A 17778-nucleotide genomic window follows, 5' to 3' on the forward strand; every position below is an offset into this window, starting at 1 on the left:
GACGCCTGAAACGCCGCCGAAGACTCCCCGACATGAAACGCCTGCGCCGAGAGCGCCTCCTGCTCAGCCTGCCCAATCGTGGACCGCATCAACCCCGCCTTAGCCCCAAACGCCGACTGCGACGCCACCAACTGCGGAATATGGGCATCCAACAAACTCATCACTCACTCCCTTTCGTCATCGATACCGTCACCCTGCACTTCGTCTCGTTCCCAACTGCCCGGCACCATCGGCATTGCCGGCCCCCCGCCGAACTCGTCACCGGCCAGCGTGGTCAACCCGGCCGCCGCGGCGACAGTGCGTTTGCCCGCGGTTCCGGCGAATCCCAGCCGCCCCGCACCGTTCGCGGAGACGGCCCGCTGATCGTCAGCGGTCGCAGTCGCTGGGCCTGCGCCCATACCCATTCCGATGACCTCGTCGCGGTAGCCGCGTTCTTTTTCCGTGGCTCGCTTGCGCCGACGCGCCCGCGCTTGCTCGCGGCTCGACGCCCGCGCCGCGGCCGATGGGGCTGCGGCGGTTTCAGACGCCGACTCGGAGGCACTGCTGCGCGAGCGCATCGTCGGCCCGAATCTCGTCCCCGGGCCGGCGCCGCCGCCCGCCAGGTAGGCGAAGCTTTCCACTCCGGCGGGCGCCGGCGCGGGCGAGTTGGGTGCCGCGCTGGCAGTCGGCGCGGGTGCGGTCGCGGGTGCAGTAGCAGCAGGGGCAGCAGCGGGAGCGGTGGTCGGGGCGATTCCGGCGACCGGCCACACGTTGGTGGCGCCGATCGGAACCGGGATCGGCTCCCCGACAGGAGGAATCGGTGTGGCCGCCCTCGCGATGGCGGCAACCAATCCCATAATCGCCGCGGCGAACCCGACGGCGGCAGCCGCCAGCAGAGGTGAGAGGAGTGGGAGGTAAGTCACCAGCAGCTGGGTGGCATGGAAGGCCAAGTCGGCCAGAATGAACGGAAGTTCGGCGAGGAATGCGGCCGGATCGGTAAACAGCAGCTGAAGGTTCTTGAGCTGCTCGTTGATTACATCTATCCACCAGCGCGGGTCGAGCGGGCTCAAGTGCCGCGCCGGGTCGTCATCGTCGTGGCCGTGATTGTGGTCATCATGGTTCAGGATCGGCGGTGCCGCGGTGGTTTGTGGCGTCGACGCCACCGCCGTGCCGGCCACCGTCTGATAGGTCGCCATCGTGGTCGCGGCCTGGGTCCACATCCGCACGTAATCGGCCTCGTTGAGCGCGATCGGAATCGTGTTGATGCCAAAGAAATTGGTTCCCACCAACACCGCATGCGTCGCGTGGTTGGCGGCCAGCTCGGGCAGAGTCGGCATTACAGCCAGCGCGCTGATGTAGGCGCCGGCGATGGTCTCATGCTGCGCGGCCGCCGCGGCGCTGTCGCTGCTGGCCTGGGTCAGCCACGCCAGATACGGCATGTGTGCGGCCACATACTGCGCAGCACTCGGCCCCTCCCACGCCCCGCCTTGCACGCCCCCCAATAGCGCACTGAGTTCGTCTGCGACCGAAGCGTATTCAGCGCTGAGCGACGACCAGGTGGCCGCTGCCGCCAGCAACGGGCCGGGCCCCGGGCCACTGCTCAACAACGCCGAATGCACTTCCGGTGGCGAAGCCATCCATACCGGAGCCGTCACGATCAGCCGCGCGCGATCAGATACGTCGACGCTGCCGCCGCATCACCGACGGCGTAACTGGCGCCCGATGTACCCACCCCGACACCGGCACGACCCAACTCCTGCACACCGTCTGCCACCGCAGCGGCATGCTCGCCGCCTCGAACACTGAGGCCGAGCGCGCTCTCCAGCGATACCGGGTCCGCCGCGGGCGGCACCACCGCCGAGATCAGCGGCGTCGCGCCGGCCTGTGCGGCTGCCAGGCGCGCGGTCAACGCTTCGACAGCCGCGCTGGTGGCTGCCAAGCCTTCGGGAACGACGCGCAACGTCATGCCAGACACTCCTCCATTACCCGTACCGTACTGAACATGATTTTCATTATCGAATATTCAATACCATGACGTCCGGTATTTCAAGCGCTTTAGCTGTCGCGAGCGTGCGCGTTCCCGGCAAAAATCGCGGCGTGTCGACCGGCGACACGCACGCTCGCGCTTAGAGGCGCTTAGAGGCGCTCAGAACAGAGTCGGTAGAGCGATGGCCGAGTCGAGCGCCAACGCGCAGAACACGACGGCCAGGTAATTGTTCGACTGCAGGAACAGCCGCAGCGGCTTGACCGGCTCGCCGCGGCACACGCCGGCATACAGCTGATGAGCCATCGCCAGAAACCACACTCCGGCCAGCACGGCCACCGCCGTGTACAGCCATCCGGCGGCTAATGCCAGCACCAGCGTCGCGACCACCGTCAGCCAGGTGTAGAGCAGGATTTGCCGGGTGACCTGCCGCTCGGTCGCCACCACCGGCAACATCGGCACGCCGGCGGCTTGGTAGTCCTCCTTGTAGCGCATGGCCAGCGCCCAGGTGTGCGGCGGTGTCCAGAAGAAGATGATCGCGAACATCACCAGCGCCGGCCAACCGATGGTGCCGGTAACTGCTGACCAACCGATCATCACCGGCATGCAGCCGGCCGCCCCGCCCCACACCACGTTCTGCGACGTGCGCCGCTTGAGTAACAGCGTGTAGACGAACACGTAAAAGGCGATCGTGGCCACCGCCAGCAGCCCCGACAGCAGGTTGGTCGTCCACCACAGCCAGAAGAACGACCCGACGCTCAGCGCGAGCCCGAACACCAGGGCATGGCGGGTCGGCACGGTCGCCCGCGCCAACGGCCGGCGCGCGGTGCGCTTCATAACCTTGTCGATGTCGGCGTCGGCCACACAGTTGAGCGTGTTGGCGCCCGCGGCGGCCAGCATCCCGCCGATCAACGTGTTGAGGATCAACACTGGGTGCACGGCGCCGCGTTCGGCGAGCAGCATCGCCGGTATCGCGGTGACCAGCAGCAGCTCAATGACCCGCGGCTTGGTCAGCGCCAAGTATGCGAGCGCCGTGCTGCGTACTCTGCTCGGCGCGACGCGCTCGCGAATACTCACGCAATAACTCCTCGGCTCGCAGCAGCGCGCAGCTTCTACTACAGACGATGGTAGACCGCCGGGCTGATCTCCTTGCACCGCAGGGTCGGTAGCCGGTTGTTCGTTTACCACGCGGCTCCACGTGGTATGTCGCAATCTCCACCTGCAACGCGCGGGCACGGCGCATTAGGGTGGGATTGAATCCGCTTGTCGACGCGAGGACTGAGTTCGTGACCACATTGGAAGACATCTCTGCGCTCACCCGTTCGTACCATCCCGATGACTGGACGGACATCGACTCGGCTGCGGTCGACACCATCCGGGTACTAGCCGCCGACGCAGTGCAAAAATGCGGCAGCGGGCACCCAGGGACGGCGATGAGCCTGGCTCCGCTGGCGTACACGCTGTTTCAGCGGACGATGCGCCACGACCCCAGCGACACCACCTGGTTGGGCCGCGACCGGTTCGTCCTGTCCTGCGGACACAGCAGCCTGACGTTGTACATCCAGCTCTACCTCGGCGGTTTCGGTTTGGAGTTGTCCGATCTCGAGTCGCTGCGCACCTGGGGGTCCAAGACTCCTGGCCACCCGGAGTTCCGCCATACCCGGGGTGTCGAGATCACCACCGGCCCGCTGGGCCAAGGTTTGGCGTCGGCAGTCGGAATGGCAATGGCGTCGCGCTACGAGCGTGGCCTGTTCGATCCTGATGCCGCGCCGGGAACCAGCCCCTTCGACCACCACATCTATGTGATCGCCTCCGACGGCGACATCCAAGAGGGCGTGACCTCGGAGGCGTCGTCGTTGGCCGCGGTCCAGCAGCTGGGCAACCTCATCGTGTTCTACGACCACAACAAGATCTCGATCGAAGACGACACCAACATCGCACTGTGTGAGGACACCGCGGCCCGCTACGAGGCCTACGGCTGGCATGTCCAGCGAGTCGAGGGGGGCGAGAACGTGGTCGCCATCGAGGAGGCCATCGCCACCGCGAAGGCGGTCACCGACCGGCCGTCGTTCATCGAGTTGCGCACCATCATCGGCTATCCGGCGCCGAACAAGATGAACACCGGGAAGGCGCACGGATCGGCCCTCGGCGACGACGAGGTGGCAGCCACCAAGAAAATTCTCGGATTCGATCCCGACAAGGACTTCGACGTCAGCGACGAGGTGCTGGCCCACACCCGCAAACTGGTGGAGCGCGGCAAGGAGGCGCACCAGAAGTGGCAGCCGGAATTCGACGCCTGGGCCGAGCGGGAACCCGAACGCAAGGCGCTGCTGGACCGGCTGACCGCCGAACAGCTGCCCGACGGGTGGGACGCCGACGTCCCGTCGTGGGAACCCGGGTCCGAGGAAGTTGCCACCCGGAAAGCCTCCGGCGCGGTGCTGTCTGCGGTGGGACCCAAACTGCCGGAATTGTGGGGCGGTTCGGCTGACCTGGCCGGCAGCAATGACACCACCATGGACGGCGTCGACTCTTTTGGGCCGCCGTCGATTTCGACCAAAGACTTCACCGCGCATTGGTACGGCCGCACACTGCACTTCGGCGTCCGTGAACACGCCATGGGCGCCATCCTGTCGGGCATTGTGCTGCACGGCCCGACCCGCGCCTACGGTGGCACATTCCTGCAGTTCTCCGACTACATGCGTCCGGCGGTGCGGCTGGCCTCACTGATGGACATCGACACCATCTATGTGTGGACGCACGACTCGATCGGGCTGGGTGAGGACGGCCCGACCCATCAGCCGATCGAGCACTTGGCGGCGCTACGCGCCATCCCGAATCTGTCGGTGGTGCGCCCCGCCGACGCCAATGAGACCGCCTACGCCTGGCGCACGATCCTGGCCCGCGGCAACGGCAGCGGTCCGGTCGGGCTCTGCCTGACCCGCCAGGGGGTGCCGGTGCTGGAAGGCACCAGCTTCGAGGGTGTCGGCCGCGGTGGTTACGTGCTCGGCGATGCGGGCGGCGACGAGCCCGACGTGGTGCTGATCGCCACCGGCTCGGAAGTTCAGATCGTCGTGGCGGCGCAGAAGGTGCTGGCCGACAAGGGTATTGCGACGCGAGTGGTGTCAATGCCCTGCGTCGAGTGGTTCGAGTCCCAGCCCTACGACTACCGTGACAGTGTGCTGCCGCCGTCGGTGTCGGCCCGGGTGGCCGTCGAGGCCGGTATCGCGCAGAGCTGGCACAAACTGGTCGGTGACACCGGCGAGGTCGTTTCGATCGAGCATTACGGCGAATCGGCGGATTACAAGACCTTGTTCCGTGAGTTCGGCTTCACCCACGAAGCTGTGGTGGACGCCGCCGAACGAGCGCTGGACAATTGACAAGGAGGGTATTGCGATGACACAGAATCCCAACCTCGCCGCCTTGAGCGCCGCGGGCGTGTCGGTATGGCTGGACGACTTGTCCAGGGAGCGGCTGGAGTCCGGCAACCTGCAAGAGCTCATCGACACGAGGAGCGTTGTCGGGGTCACCAGCAACCCGACGATCTTCCAGAAGGCGCTGGCGGAAAGCGACACGTACAACGGCCAAATCAGCGAGCTGGCCGAGCGCGGCGCCGACGTCGACGCTACCGTGCGCACCGTCACCACCGACGACGTGCGGACGGCGTGCGATGTGTTCAGGCCGCAGTGGGAGGCCTCTGACGGGGTGGACGGCCGGGTGTCGATCGAGGTTGACCCGAGGGTTGCGCACGATGCCGACAAGACGATCCAGCAAGCAGTCGATCTGTGGAAAACCGTCGACCGGCCCAACCTGTTCATCAAGATCCCGGCGACCGAGGAAGGCATACCGGCCATCACTGCGACGCTGGCTGAAGGGATTTCGGTCAACGTCACGCTGATTTTCTCGGTTGAGCGACACCGCGCGGTGATGGACGCTTACCTGAAGGGTTTGGAGAAAGCTAAACAGGCCGGCCACGATCTGTCCAAGATCCACTCGGTGGCATCCTTTTTCGTCTCTCGGGTGGACACCGAGGTCGACAAGCGACTGGAAAAGATCGGCACCGACGAGGCGATGGCACTGCGCGGACAGGCCGGCGTGGCCAACGCCCGGCTGGCCTATGCGGCCTATCAGGAAGTCTTCGTCGGCGGCGACAGCTACGAGCAGCTCAAAGCCGACGGTGCGCGGGTGCAGCGACCGCTGTGGGCGTCAACCGGTGTCAAAAACCCCGACTATGCCGATACTCTCTACGTCACCGAACTTGTCGCTCCACATACCGTGAACACCATGCCGGAGAAGACGATTGACGCCGTCGCCGACCATGGTGTGGTTACCGGCGACACCGTCACCGGCACCGCCGCGGCGGCCCAGGACGTGTTCGACAAGCTCGAGGCGGTCGGAGTGGACTTGACCGACGTGTTCATCGTGCTGGAGAACGAGGGCGTGGAGAAGTTCGAGAAGTCCTGGACCGAACTGTTGGAGGAGACGCAAGCCCAGCTGCAGTCCGCCGCCAAATGAGCCCGGCCGGTGCCAGGGGCAGCGCCGGGCAGTGGCAAAACCCGTTGCGGGACAAGCGCGATAAGCGGCTGCCCCGGATCGCCGGATCATGCGGATTGGTGATCTTCGGTGTCACCGGCGATTTGGCCCGCAAGAAGGTGGTGCCCGCGGTCTACGACTTGGCCAACCGCGGGTTGTTGCCACCCACCTTCGCCCTGGTCGGTTTCGCCCGTCGGGACTGGGCGGACCAGGACTTCAGCCAAGTCGTTTACGAGGCGGTAAAAGAGCACGCCCGCACACCGTTCCGGGAGGCGATTTGGGAGCGACTGTCCGAGGGAATCCGGTTCGTGCAAGGCACGTTCGACGATGCGGACGCGTTCGCCCGGCTGGCCGAGTGCCTGGAGAAGCTCGACGCCGAACGCGGCACCGGCGGCAACCACGCCTTCTATCTGGCCATCCCGCCGAAGGCTTTTCCGACGGTATGCGAGCAGCTCGACCGGGCGGGGCTGGCCCGCCCGCAGGACGGCAGCTGGAGCCGGGTCGTCATCGAGAAACCGTTCGGCCACGACCTGGCCAGCGCGTGTGACCTCAACAAGGTCGTCAATAGCGTCTTCCCGGAGGAGTCGGTGTTTCGCATCGACCACTACCTGGGCAAAGAGACTGTGCAGAACATCCTGGCCCTGCGATTCGCCAATCAGCTGTTCGACCCGATCTGGAACGCGCACTACGTCGATCACGTGCAGATCACCATGGCCGAGGACATCGGTCTGGGTGGGCGCGCCGGCTACTACGACGGGATCGGCGCGGCCCGCGACGTGATCCAGAACCACCTGATGCAGCTGCTGGCCCTGACCGCGATGGAAGAGCCGGTCAGTTTTCAGCCGTCGGAATTGCAGGCCGAAAAGATCAAGGTGTTATCGGCAACCCAACTTGCACAACCGTTGGACGAGACCACCAGTCGCGGCCAGTACACCGCGGGCTGGCAGGGCGGGCAGAAGGTGGTCGGGCTGCTGGACGAGGAGGGATTCGCCAAGGACTCCGTTACCGAGACGTTTGCGGCCATCACGCTGGAGGTCGACACCCGCCGGTGGGCCGGTGTGCCGTTCTACCTGCGCAGCGGAAAACGGTTGGGCCGCAGGGTGACTGAAATCGCACTGGTCTTCAAACGAGCACCACATCTACCGTTCGACGCGACCATGACCGATGAATTGGGAGCCAATGCCCTGGTGATTCGGGTGCAGCCCGACGAAGGCGTCACGCTGCGGTTCGGCTCGAAAGTGCCGGGCAGCGCGATGGAGGTCCGCGACGTCAACATGGATTTCTCCTACGGCTCAGCGTTCGCCGAAGACTCCCCCGAAGCCTACGAGCGGCTCATCCTCGATGTGCTGCTCGGTGAACCATCGCTGTTCCCAGTCAACGAGGAAGTCGAAATGGCCTGGGAAATATTGGACCCGGCACTCGAGAACTGGGCCAGTCACGGGAAGCCCGTGCCATACGAAGCGGGCACCTGGGGGCCGGCCTCGTCATTCGAAATGTTGCGCCGAACCGGTCGGGAATGGCGGCGGCCATGATCCTCGATCTGCCTGATACCAGTACCAACGCGATCAACAAGAAACTCGACGAATTGCGCGAGAAGGTGGGCGCCGTCACGCTCGGCCGAGTCCTGACGTTGGTCATCGCGCCGGACAGCGAGGCGGTGCTCGAAGAATCCATTGACGCCGCCAACGCCGCCAGCCACGAGCACCCCAGCCGGGTGATCGTGGTGATGACCGGGGACGCGGATGCCGCCGAGGCGCGACTGGATGCCCAGTTGCGGGTCGGCGGTGATAGTGGCGCCGGCGAGGTGGTGGTGCTGTGGCTGTCGGGTCCGCTGTCCGGGCATTCCGCCAGTGTCGTGGTGCCGTTCCTGCTGCCCGATATCCCGGTCGTGGCGTGGTGGCCCGATGTCGCGCCCGCGGTGCCGGCCCAAGATCCGTTGGGTAAGTTGGCGATCCGGCGCATCACCGACGCAACCTACGGCGTCGACCCGCTCTCGGCGATCAAGAGCCGACTGCCCGGATATACGCCCGGCGACACCGACCTGGCGTGGAGCCGGATCACCTACTGGCGTGCGCTGCTCACCTCTGCCGTCGATCAGCCACCGCACGAGCCGATCACCTCGGCACTGATCTCCGGCCTGAGGACCGAACCTGCCCTGGACGTGCTGGCGGGCTGGCTGGCCAGCCGTATCGACGGGCCGGTGCGGCGCGCGGTCGGCGAACTCAAGGTGGAACTGGTACGCAATACCGAAACGGTGACGCTGAGCCGACCACAGGAGGGGGCGACGGCGACACTGAGCCGCACCGCCCGACCGGATGCGTTGGTTCCGTTGCCGCGCAGGGAAACCCGTGAATGCCTGGCGGAGGATCTGCGACGACTGGACGCAGACGCGATCTACTGTTCCGCGCTGGAGGGTATCGACCGAGTGGAGTATTTGTGAGTAGCACTGTTGAGACCTTCCCCGACAGCGACGCGCTCGTCGCCGCGGCGGGCGAGCGTCTGATCGGCGTCCTCGAAGCAGCCGTGTCGGCGCGAGGCCGGGCGCTGATCGTGTTGACCGGGGGCGGCAACGGCAACCGGCTGCTGCGTTATCTCGACACGCACAAGCAGCGGGTCGACTGGGCCAAGGTGCACCTGTTTTGGGGCGACGAGCGCTACGTGGCCCACGACGACAACGAGCGCAACGAGAAGCAGGCCCAAGCTGGGTTGCTCGATCACATCGACATCCCGGCGCGCAACGTGCACGCGATGCCGGCCAGCGACGGCGAATACGGCAGCGATCTGGACGTCGCTGCGCTGGCGTACGAGCAAGTCCTGGCCGCCAATGCCGAAGCGGGGGAAGCCGCACCTGTTTTCGACGTCCATTTTCTGGGCGTGGGACCCGAGGGCCACATCAATTCGTTGTTTCCCGACACCCCTGCCGTGCGCGAAACCGCCCGGCTGGTGTTGCCCGTCTACGACTCTCCGAAGCCACCGCCGCAACGGATCACCTTGACGCTGCCCGCTGTTCAGCGCGCCCGTGAGGTCTGGATGATGGTGTCCGGTGCGGAGAAAGCCGACGCGGTCGCCGCCGCTGTGGCCGGCGCCGACCCGGTGTCGGTGCCCGCGGCCGGCGCCATCGGGCGGGAGCGCACCGTCTGGTTTCTCGACAGCGAAGCAGCTTCCAAGCTTTCGCCGGCCTCCGGGTAAAAAGAAGCCTGAGTCGTGACTTTGGGGGTCGCCACGACCCAGACTCCAGCTTCAGCGCCGACCTAGCGTCGGTGCTCGGCTTGCCGTTCGGCATACCCGGCCGCATACGCTTCGAGCCGGCGGATGACATCACGTCGCGCGCCGTGCATGGCCATCAGATGGCGCCGCCCGTCAAGGTCACAGTGTTTTTGCCGCACACCTAATCGGACGCGGCGCGGGCTGTCGCGGTTCCGGCTCAGGTCATAATGACGTCATGGCAGACAAAAGCGAACGCGCCCCCCGGGAACGGATCAAAACCCTCGCACAGGCAGCGTTGAACGCCGACGTGACGGTGGGGCAACTCGAAGACGTTCTGTCCGGTCTGGGCGACACCATGAATGAACTGAACAGTTCGCTGGCGAACTTGAATGCCACGGTCGAACGCTTGGGGAGCGGCTTAGACCATCTCGAGGACACGATGGCGGGGCTTGACGATCTGGCGCGGCGACTGGTCACGCTCATCGAGCCCGTCGAGGCCATCGTGGAGCGCATTGACTACATCGTGAGTGTGGGTGAGACGGTGATGTCGCCGTTGTCGATCACCGAGCACGCGGTGCGTGGTGTGTTCAACAGTTTGCGGAATCGGACCGCCCGGCAGTAGCAGTCTCTTAGATGGGCCGAGCTTCGACGACGCTGACGGGACTGGCGGTTTGCACCACCCGGGTCAGTCGGAATCCGGCCCGGCCGAGCAATTCACCGAATTCCGACTCGGTGCGTTCGCGACCGCCCACGCACAGCAGCATCTCCAAATCGGCCCACTTGCCCAGAGATTCCCGCTGGTGAGTTGGTATCACGAATTCGACGAGCAGCACTGTCGCCGAGGTCTCGGTGGCCGCGCGGACGTTACCCAGGATCCGCACCGCGTCGTCGTCGCACCAATCGTGGATGATGTGTTTGAGCACGTACGCGTCGCCGCCGGTGGGGATGCGATCGAAGAACGAGCCGGCCACCACATCGACGCGGTCGGCGACGTTCCGTTGCTCCAGCAGGGTCGGCGCATTGGCCACCACCTCGGGCATATCGAACAGCACGCCTCGCGCGGCGGGCGTGGCGGCCAGGATTGCGGCCAGCAGCCTGCCGTGTCCGCCGCCCACGTCGACGATCGTCGAGTACGGGCTGAAGTCGTAGGCGGCCACCACCGGCGCCAGCGACAACTCCGAGCTGCTGGTCATGGCCTGGTTGAACTTCTCGCCGTATTCGGGGTTGGCAGCGGCGTACTCAAAAAAGTCCATGCCGCGCAACGCCGGCACGGCGGCTTTGCCGGTCCGCACCGAATCGGCCAGCGCACTCCAATGCTCGTGATGCTGAGGTGATCCGTAGAAACGCGCGGCTCCCGACATCGACACGGGTGCATCGGACCGCAACGTGTCGCCCAGCGGACTCAGGGCATAACGGCCGTCGCGACGCTGACGGAAAACGCCGCGACTGACCAGGGCGCGCAACAGCCGATGAAGCGCGTCCTGGTCGGCGCCGACGCGGCGAGCCAACTCGTCGATGGACAGCGGCCCATCGCTGAGCGCATCGGCCACGCCGAGGTCGGCAGCCACCGTGATCGCCTGCGCTGTCCACCCGGCGAGGATCATCTCGCTCATGGCTGCCGGCGCCGGAACGGTCTTCTGGTGCAGCCGGTAGAGGTAGTGACGCGCGGTTTCGACGAGGCGCGCGAGCTTGGCCGGCGGCACCTTGGTATCGCTGGGAATCGATCTCTCCTGACTCAAGTCGCACTCAAGGCGACGGCTAGCGGGCTATCGCCCGGGTGAGGTGAACAGCCGCTCAGCGGTACTTGATCATCAGAGCCATTCCGATGATGGACACCAGCCAGATCCCGGTGACGAACAGCGTCAACCGGTCGAGGTTCTTCTCCACCACCGTGGACCCGGACAGACTGGACTGCACGCCGCCGCCGAACAGGGTCGATAGACCGCCACCCTTGGCGCGATGCAGCAGCACCAGGAGCACCACCAGCACGCTGGTGATCACCAGGATGATCTGCAGGGTCAATTCCATGGCCGCTACCCTACCGGGTTCGGTTCCGCCGGCCGCAGAGGCCGGCTACGGAATCGGCCCGCCCGCAGCAATGGCGCACATGATCGCGAACTGCTCCCCGTCCAGCGACGCCCCGCCGACCAGAGCGCCGTCCACGTCGTCGCAGGCGATGAGGTCGCCGATGTTCTTGGCGTTCGCCGATCCGCCGTAGAGCACCCGCACCGACTCGGCGACCTGCGGTGAGGCCAGTTCGCCGAGCTCTTTGCGGATGGCCGCGCACACCTCCTGGGCGTCGGCGGCGCTGGCCACCCGGCCGGTGCCGATGGCCCACACCGGCTCATAGGCGATGACGACCGTGCCGATCTGTTCGGCGGAAAGCCCCGCCAGCGAGCCGCGCAGCTGCTCGACGTTGTGGCTGACATGCTCACCGGCTTCCCGGATCTCCAGATGCTCACCGATGCACACGATCGGGGTCAGTTCGTGCTTGAGCGCGGCGGCGGTCTTGGCGGCCACCAGTGCGTCGTCCTCGCTGTGGTAGGTGCGCCGCTCGGAGTGGCCGACGACGACGTAGCTGCAGCCGAGTTTGGCCAGGAAGACGCCGCTGATTTCGCCGGTGTAAGCGCCTGAGTCGTGCTGTGAGAGGTCCTGGGCGCCATAGGTCAGCCGCAGCTTGTCGCCGTCGACCAGGGTTTGCACGCTGCGCAGGTCGGTGAACGGCGGAATGACCGTCACGTCGACCTTGTCGTAGTACTTGTCCGGCAGCGAGAAGGCGATCTTTTGCACCAGCGCAATCGCTTCGAAGTGGTTGAGGTTCATCTTCCAGTTGCCGGCGATCAGCGGCGTACGGCTCATCGGGATCCTTACCTCAGCTGCTCAATACTTCTAGGCCGGGCAATGTCTTGCCCTCAAGGTATTCCAGCGACGCGCCACCGCCGGTGGAAATGTGCGAGAAGCCGTCCTCGGGCAGCTCCAGCGCCCGCACCGCGGCCGCGGAGTCACCGCCACCGACCACGCTGAATGCGCCCTTCCCGGTTGCGGCGGCGATCGCTTCGGCGACGCCTTTGGTTCCGGCGGCAAACGCCGGGAACTCGAAGACGCCCATGGGGCCATTCCAGAAGATGGTCTCGGCGTTGGACAACAGCTTGGTGAAGCGCTGCACCGATCCCGGCCCGATATCCAGGCCCATCTTGTCGTCCGGAATCTCGTCGCAAGCGACGACCTCCGGCGGCGAATCGGCGGCGAATTTCTCGGCCACCACGATGTCCCTGGGCAGGCGCAGCACGTCGGCATAGGTGTCCAGTAACCGCCGGCAGGTATCGACCATCTCAGCTTCCAGCAACGATGAGCCAACCGAAAGACCCTGTGCGGCAAGGAAAGTGAAGCACATCCCACCACCGATGACGATGCTGTCAGCTTTGGTGGCCAGCTTTTCGATCACGCCGAGTTTGTCCGAGACCTTCGAGCCGCCGAGCACCACCGCGTAGGGCCTTTGGGTGGAGCTGGTCAGCTGTTCGAGCACGTCGACTTCCGCAGCCACCAGCCTGCCGGCGTAGGCCGGCAGCAACGTGGCGACATCGTAGACCGAGGCCTGTTTGCGGTGCACCACCCCGAAGCCGTCGGACACGAAAGCGCCAGCCGAACCGTCTGGGCCGCCGACCAGTTCGACCAGTTGCCGGGCCAGCGCGAGCCGCTCCGCGTCGTCCTTGCTGGTCTCGCGCGCGTCGAAGCGGACGTTCTCCAGCAGCAGCACATCCCCGTCGGTCAGCCCCTCGGCGCGGGCCAGCGCATCGGTGCCGACGACATCGCCGGCCAACTGCACGTGCTGGCCCAGTTGCTCACCGAGCGCCGAAGCGACCGGCGCCAGCGACGATTTCGGGTCTGGACCGTCTTTGGGCCGGCCCAAATGTGCGGTCACCACCACCTTGGCGCCGGCGTCGGTCAGCGCTTTCAGTGTCGGCACCGACGCACTGATGCGGCCGGGGTCGGTGATCGCGCCGGCGCCGTCGAGTGGAACGTTCAGGTCGGAGCGAACCAATACGCCGCGACCCGAAACTCCTTCGGCGAGAAGGTCGTCGAGTGTCTTGATGCTCACGGTTAAAGCGACTTGCCAACCATGGCGACGAGGTCGACGAGGCGGTTGGAGTAACCCCATTCGTTGTCGTACCAGGACACCACCTTGGCCTGGCTCTCGATCACCTTGGTCAACCCGGCATCGAAGATCGAGCTGTGCGGGTCGGTGACGATGTCGCTGGAGACGATCGGGGCGTCGTAGTACTTGAGGATGCCCTTGAGCTTGCCTTCGGCGGCGGCTTTGAACGCGGCGTTGATGTCTTCGGCGCTGGCCGATTTGGACAGGTCAGCGGTGAGGTCGGTCACCGAGCCGGTGGGGATCGGGACCCGCAACGCGTAGCCGTCGAGCTTGCCCTTCAGCTCGGGCATCACCAGGCCGATGGCCTTGGCGGCACCGGTTGAGGTGGGCACGATGTTCAGCCCGGCAGCGCGGGCGCGGCGCAGGTCTTGGTGCGGGCCGTCCTGCAGGTTTTGGTCGGCGGTGTAGGCGTGGATGGTGGTCATCAGGCCTTTGACGATGCCGAACTCGTCGTTGAGCACCTTGGCCAGCGGCGCAAGGCAGTTCGTGGTGCACGACGCGTTGGAGATGATGTTTTGACTGCCGTCGTACTTGTCGTCGTTGACGCCCAAGACGATGGTGATGTCCGGGTCGGTGGCCGGTGCGGAGATGACGACCTTCTTGGTGCCGGCCTCCAAGTGGCCCTTGGCCTTGGCCGCGTTGGTGAAGATGCCGGTGGATTCGACGACGACGTCAGCGCCGAGGTCACCCCACGGTAGGGCCGCGGGCCCTTCTTTGACCTCCAGCGCCTTGATCTTGTTGTTGCCGATCACGATGGTGTCGTCACCTTCGAGGCTGACGTCGTAGGGCAGCCGGCCCAGGATCGAGTCGAACTTCAGCAGATGCGCCAGCGTCGCGTTGTCGGTGAGATCGTTGACGGCCACCACCTCGATGTCGGTGCTGGTTCCCTGAGCCTGCTGCCCCAGCAGGGCCCGGTAGAAGTTGCGCCCGATTCGCCCGAAGCCGTTGATGCCTACCCGGACCGTCACGTCTCTCGTCTCCTTGATTGCTGATGTGATTCACGCGCCAGCCTAATAGGATGGCGCCGCTGTCGTGCAGGCGGTGACCGACCATCATTTCCCGACGAGCACGACAGCCGGCTGATCGTGGCGTCAGCGGCCCACATGCGACTACAGGACGGCTACGCCGAGAGCGGATCGATCCACCGCACACCGGAGAATCGACTGAAGTCGACGTCGGTGGAACACACTTGTGCACCGTATTCGATGGCCAACGCGGCGAGGTGCGCATCGCTCGTCAGATTCCCCGCCGCTCCGAGCGGAGCAAGCAACCCGCGAAGCACACTCGCATGACGCTCGGTCGGATGCAGGACCGTCACGCATGGCTGCTGTAGCCACTGATCGACCACGTCAAACGACTCGTCAACCGTCAACGGGCGGGCAAACACCGCCGACCGGGTGGATAGCCGCACAAAGCCGATGAGGACATGCCATGCGAATGCGACGGTGTCGGAACCGGAAAGCGTTTCATCAAGCCAGTCCCGCGCCGCCTGGTGACGAGGCGACGACTCGTCCATCGCATAGACGAGGATGTTCAGATCGAGCAGTTTCATTTGCGCAGCGCGAGCTTGCGCAGGGTCTCCGCGTCTTCGTCCGCCCCGGCCAGCGCCAATGCCTTGTCGATATCAAAACCCGCCCGCAGGCCCATGTCGCGGCTCGGCGTACGAAAGCGGCGCCGAGTCGGTTCGCCACTCAATCCGCGCCGCACGGCGTCATTAAGCACCGCCTTGAACGACGTTCCCCGCTCGCGTGCTGCGCGCTGCAGCGCAGCGACAACATCAGCGTCGAGCGTCACGGTCGTCCGCATGATGTCATCATAGCAGCAATAGGAATGCTGTCATGATGCTCTCATGAGCGGCCGGCTGCGGTCCATCGGCCGCCCGATTTCGTCACCCGCTGCCTCAGCCAGTCGCGTCGGCCCCGGCCATGCGGCCCACACCCCAGCTCCGCTGCAGGTATCCAATGACGCGGTCGAGTTCGGCCTGGGTCACCGACGCCCGTTCGCCCGGCTCAAGCGGGTCGAAATGGAAAATGTAGAGCCGTGAGGCGAACTGCTCGAACGGCAGGGACGCCTCGCCGAAGCGCTCACCGTTGCCGGCGGTGCTGACGACAACGCCGTCGCCCCAGTCCTGGCCGCTGTCATTGTTCGGGTTGTAGAAGTAGACGCGCATCGTCTCCTCGGGGTCAAGACTGACCCGCAGCACGGTGATCGCATGCCATCCGATGAAGCGGGCAGCGCTGTCAGTCACCGCGACACCGGCCGGCTGCGGGTGGATCAGTGGTTGGTTGCCGTTGTAGAAGGGGTGGTAGGCGGCGTAGAAGTGCCGCAGAAATCCGTCGACGTCAACGAGATCGCCGGTCGCCACATCGACGTTGATCCGGAATCCGCGCCCGGACCACCATCCGTGAAACTCCGGATTGACCCAGCGGTGTGGGTCACCCTCGCGACCGGCGCACCGCCGGCCCATCTCGGCGTAGATGCGGTCCAGGTGTGGAACCACCAACAGGGAGACGGGGTCCAAGTCGATCGGCAACTTCGTCGCTACCCCCGCGTGGACTTCCCGCGACGAAATCGGCTGCCCCTCAAAGTGCATGACGATCTCGTCGTCGCGGGCCGCCCACGCGATGGTCTGCAGCAGATAATCCGGATCGTTGTATGCCCACATCGAAAGCGCCCGCGCGGATTGACATGTGGGGTTATCGCCCTGGCCGACACCCAGCGGCAGCCCGAGCATCGAGAGCGTCCCGGCCAACAGCCAGGTGTGCGGGTCTTGTGTGGACCCGAAACCCAGGGTCAGCCTTTCGCGCGAGTAGGCCGAGAGCGGGAGAGCCAACTGACGCCACAGCGACGGCGCCACCGGCGGCTGGTAGAGAATGCCGCGCTCGAGCAGCAACGCAAGCCCATAGATGCACTGGGCGGTTTCGGTGTGGACCGCCGCGGCGATCAGGGCGTGCACGAGGTCGTGGTAGCACAGCAGGCAGTCGCGCCCGGTGCTCGACAGGCCCAGCGCCTCGCCGAGTAGATAGTCGCCCTTCTCCAGCGAGAAACGCAGCAACACCGCGTGGTACGGCGACACCAGCCCCGTGTCGTGCATCGAGCGCGCGAAGCCGGCTGCCTCGTATTGCAGGGTGGGTTCGTCCATCGACTCCAGCCGGGCGCGGTAGACCTCGGCACCCGGGTCCTCGCGGCACGCGTCGGTGGTTCCGTACAGGCTGGTGATCAGGCGGTCCACGCCCAGACCGCCGTTGCCCAGGTCGATGTCGGGATCACTGCGGGCGATCGAGATCTGCGTGATCATCTGCTTGATCTGGTCAACCTGGATGGGCCGCTGCCGCAGGACCCGCCAAATCTCTTCCACGAGACGGTCCAGGACGCTGTCGTAGCCGATCTCGTCGACCAGATGCCGAAACAGATCGCGGGTCACTTTCGCCATCCGGCCCTGCAGTTCGCGTTCCGCCTCGGTCGGCGGGGTAAACAGCAGCGAGAGGTTGATCGCCAGCACCTGAGACAGATGGTGGCGGGCCTGCTCGGCCGAGATCAGCGGGTGCACATAGTCGCCCTTGGCGACCGCGAGCAGGCGTAGCAGGCTGACCGCCTCCAAGACCACTGTGTCCTGAAGTTCGCTGCGCAGCGAGCCAGTGCTGAGCGCGGGGAGCAGGGTCTGCGGGGACACCCAGTCCGTCCCGAGAAACAGACCCGCGGCTTCCAACTCCGCCGCGCGCGGCTGCACCGCGGCACAGCCGCCCGGCTGCAGTAACACCAGCCGCAGGCCGTCGAGGACACGGCGCAACTTGGCGGGCTTGCCGACATCGCCCGCCTCCGCCAGTGCCTGGGTTGCGTCGCTGAGCGTCGCCAGACGCTTGCTCAACGCCGCATTGTCACTGTTCACGTCGCTGCTTACCGCGTTCAACCAGGTTCCTCG

17 protein-coding genes and 1 pseudogene are annotated in these 17778 nt (G+C 65.6%); 6 read left to right on the forward strand and 12 right to left on the reverse strand.

Annotated features, from left to right (window positions below; genetic code table 11):
- From esxG to AC5Y5W_RS11740, 4 genes and pseudogenes are all read right to left on the reverse strand, one after another.
- Positions 1-161: pseudogene (gene esxG, locus AC5Y5W_RS11725) on the reverse strand (type VII secretion system protein EsxG); the annotation flags it as partial.
- A 3-nt stretch (positions 162-164) separates the two neighbouring features.
- Entirely contained in the window at positions 165-1634 is a 1470-nt protein-coding gene (locus AC5Y5W_RS11730; RefSeq protein WP_500009760.1) for a PPE family protein, read from the reverse strand.
- A 2-nt stretch (positions 1635-1636) separates the two neighbouring features.
- Positions 1637-1945 carry a PE family protein gene (locus AC5Y5W_RS11735; RefSeq protein ID WP_499890399.1) on the reverse strand — a complete coding sequence of 103 codons (309 nt, stop codon included), beginning with the start codon at positions 1943-1945 and terminating at the stop codon, positions 1637-1639.
- A 180-nt stretch (positions 1946-2125) separates the two neighbouring features.
- On the reverse strand, positions 2126-3040 hold the full coding sequence (locus AC5Y5W_RS11740) for a heme o synthase (RefSeq protein ID WP_500009759.1): 915 nt from the start codon (positions 3038-3040) through the stop codon (positions 2126-2128).
- A gap of 209 nt (positions 3041-3249) precedes the next feature.
- On the opposite strand from AC5Y5W_RS11740, the gene tkt reads away from it, so the two are divergent.
- From tkt to AC5Y5W_RS11770, 6 genes are all read left to right on the forward strand, one after another.
- Positions 3250-5340, forward strand: a complete 2091-nt coding sequence (tkt, locus tag AC5Y5W_RS11745; protein ID WP_500009757.1) for a transketolase — start codon at positions 3250-3252, stop codon at positions 5338-5340.
- A 16-nt stretch (positions 5341-5356) separates the two neighbouring features.
- Positions 5357-6475 carry a transaldolase gene (tal, locus tag AC5Y5W_RS11750; protein WP_500009756.1) on the forward strand — a complete coding sequence of 373 codons (1119 nt, stop codon included), beginning with the start codon at positions 5357-5359 and terminating at the stop codon, positions 6473-6475.
- Positions 6472-8025, forward strand: coding sequence for a glucose-6-phosphate dehydrogenase (gene zwf, locus AC5Y5W_RS11755; protein WP_500009755.1), 1554 nt, complete (start codon positions 6472-6474; stop codon positions 8023-8025). Before tal ends, zwf begins: the two co-directional genes overlap by 4 nt.
- A complete protein-coding gene (gene opcA / locus AC5Y5W_RS11760; RefSeq protein ID WP_500009754.1) occupies positions 8022-8933 on the forward strand; it encodes a glucose-6-phosphate dehydrogenase assembly protein OpcA in 912 nt (303 codons plus the stop codon). Before zwf ends, opcA begins: the two co-directional genes overlap by 4 nt.
- Entirely contained in the window at positions 8930-9682 is a 753-nt protein-coding gene (pgl, locus tag AC5Y5W_RS11765; protein WP_500009753.1) for a 6-phosphogluconolactonase, read from the forward strand. The genes opcA and pgl overlap by 4 nt, the downstream gene beginning before the upstream one ends.
- Before the next feature lie 253 nt (positions 9683-9935).
- Positions 9936-10322: an ATPase gene (locus tag AC5Y5W_RS11770; protein ID WP_499890386.1), complete on the forward strand. Its 387-nt coding sequence runs from the start codon at positions 9936-9938 to the stop codon at positions 10320-10322.
- Between the two features lie 7 nt (positions 10323-10329).
- On the opposite strand, the gene AC5Y5W_RS11775 is transcribed toward AC5Y5W_RS11770, so the two are convergent.
- The 8 genes from AC5Y5W_RS11775 to AC5Y5W_RS11810 form a co-directional block, all read right to left on the reverse strand.
- Positions 10330-11439, reverse strand: a complete 1110-nt coding sequence (locus AC5Y5W_RS11775) for a methyltransferase (RefSeq protein ID WP_500009752.1) — start codon at positions 11437-11439, stop codon at positions 10330-10332.
- Between the two features lie 55 nt (positions 11440-11494).
- Positions 11495-11728, reverse strand: a complete 234-nt coding sequence (gene secG / locus AC5Y5W_RS11780; RefSeq protein ID WP_065013756.1) for a preprotein translocase subunit SecG — start codon at positions 11726-11728, stop codon at positions 11495-11497.
- 45 nt (positions 11729-11773) lie between these two features.
- Complete coding sequence (gene tpiA / locus AC5Y5W_RS11785) at positions 11774-12559, reverse strand: triose-phosphate isomerase (RefSeq protein WP_500009751.1); 786 nt, start codon at positions 12557-12559, stop codon at positions 11774-11776.
- A 13-nt stretch (positions 12560-12572) separates the two neighbouring features.
- Positions 12573-13799: a phosphoglycerate kinase gene (locus AC5Y5W_RS11790; RefSeq protein ID WP_500009750.1), complete on the reverse strand. Its 1227-nt coding sequence runs from the start codon at positions 13797-13799 to the stop codon at positions 12573-12575.
- Between the two features lie 2 nt (positions 13800-13801).
- On the reverse strand, positions 13802-14824 hold the full coding sequence (gap, locus tag AC5Y5W_RS11795; protein WP_500009748.1) for a type I glyceraldehyde-3-phosphate dehydrogenase: 1023 nt from the start codon (positions 14822-14824) through the stop codon (positions 13802-13804).
- Between the two features lie 152 nt (positions 14825-14976).
- Positions 14977-15408, reverse strand: a complete 432-nt coding sequence (locus AC5Y5W_RS11800) for a type II toxin-antitoxin system VapC family toxin (protein ID WP_499897520.1) — start codon at positions 15406-15408, stop codon at positions 14977-14979.
- Positions 15405-15662: a ribbon-helix-helix domain-containing protein gene (locus AC5Y5W_RS11805; protein WP_499890373.1), complete on the reverse strand. Its 258-nt coding sequence runs from the start codon at positions 15660-15662 to the stop codon at positions 15405-15407. The genes AC5Y5W_RS11800 and AC5Y5W_RS11805 overlap by 4 nt, the downstream gene beginning before the upstream one ends.
- Positions 15663-15756: 94 nt before the next feature.
- Positions 15757-17766, reverse strand: a complete 2010-nt coding sequence (locus AC5Y5W_RS11810; RefSeq protein WP_500009747.1) for a hypothetical protein — start codon at positions 17764-17766, stop codon at positions 15757-15759.
- Positions 17767-17778: the final 12 nt, after the last annotated feature.

The sequence above is a fragment of the Mycobacterium sp. NGS51 genome, assembly GCF_059812525.1.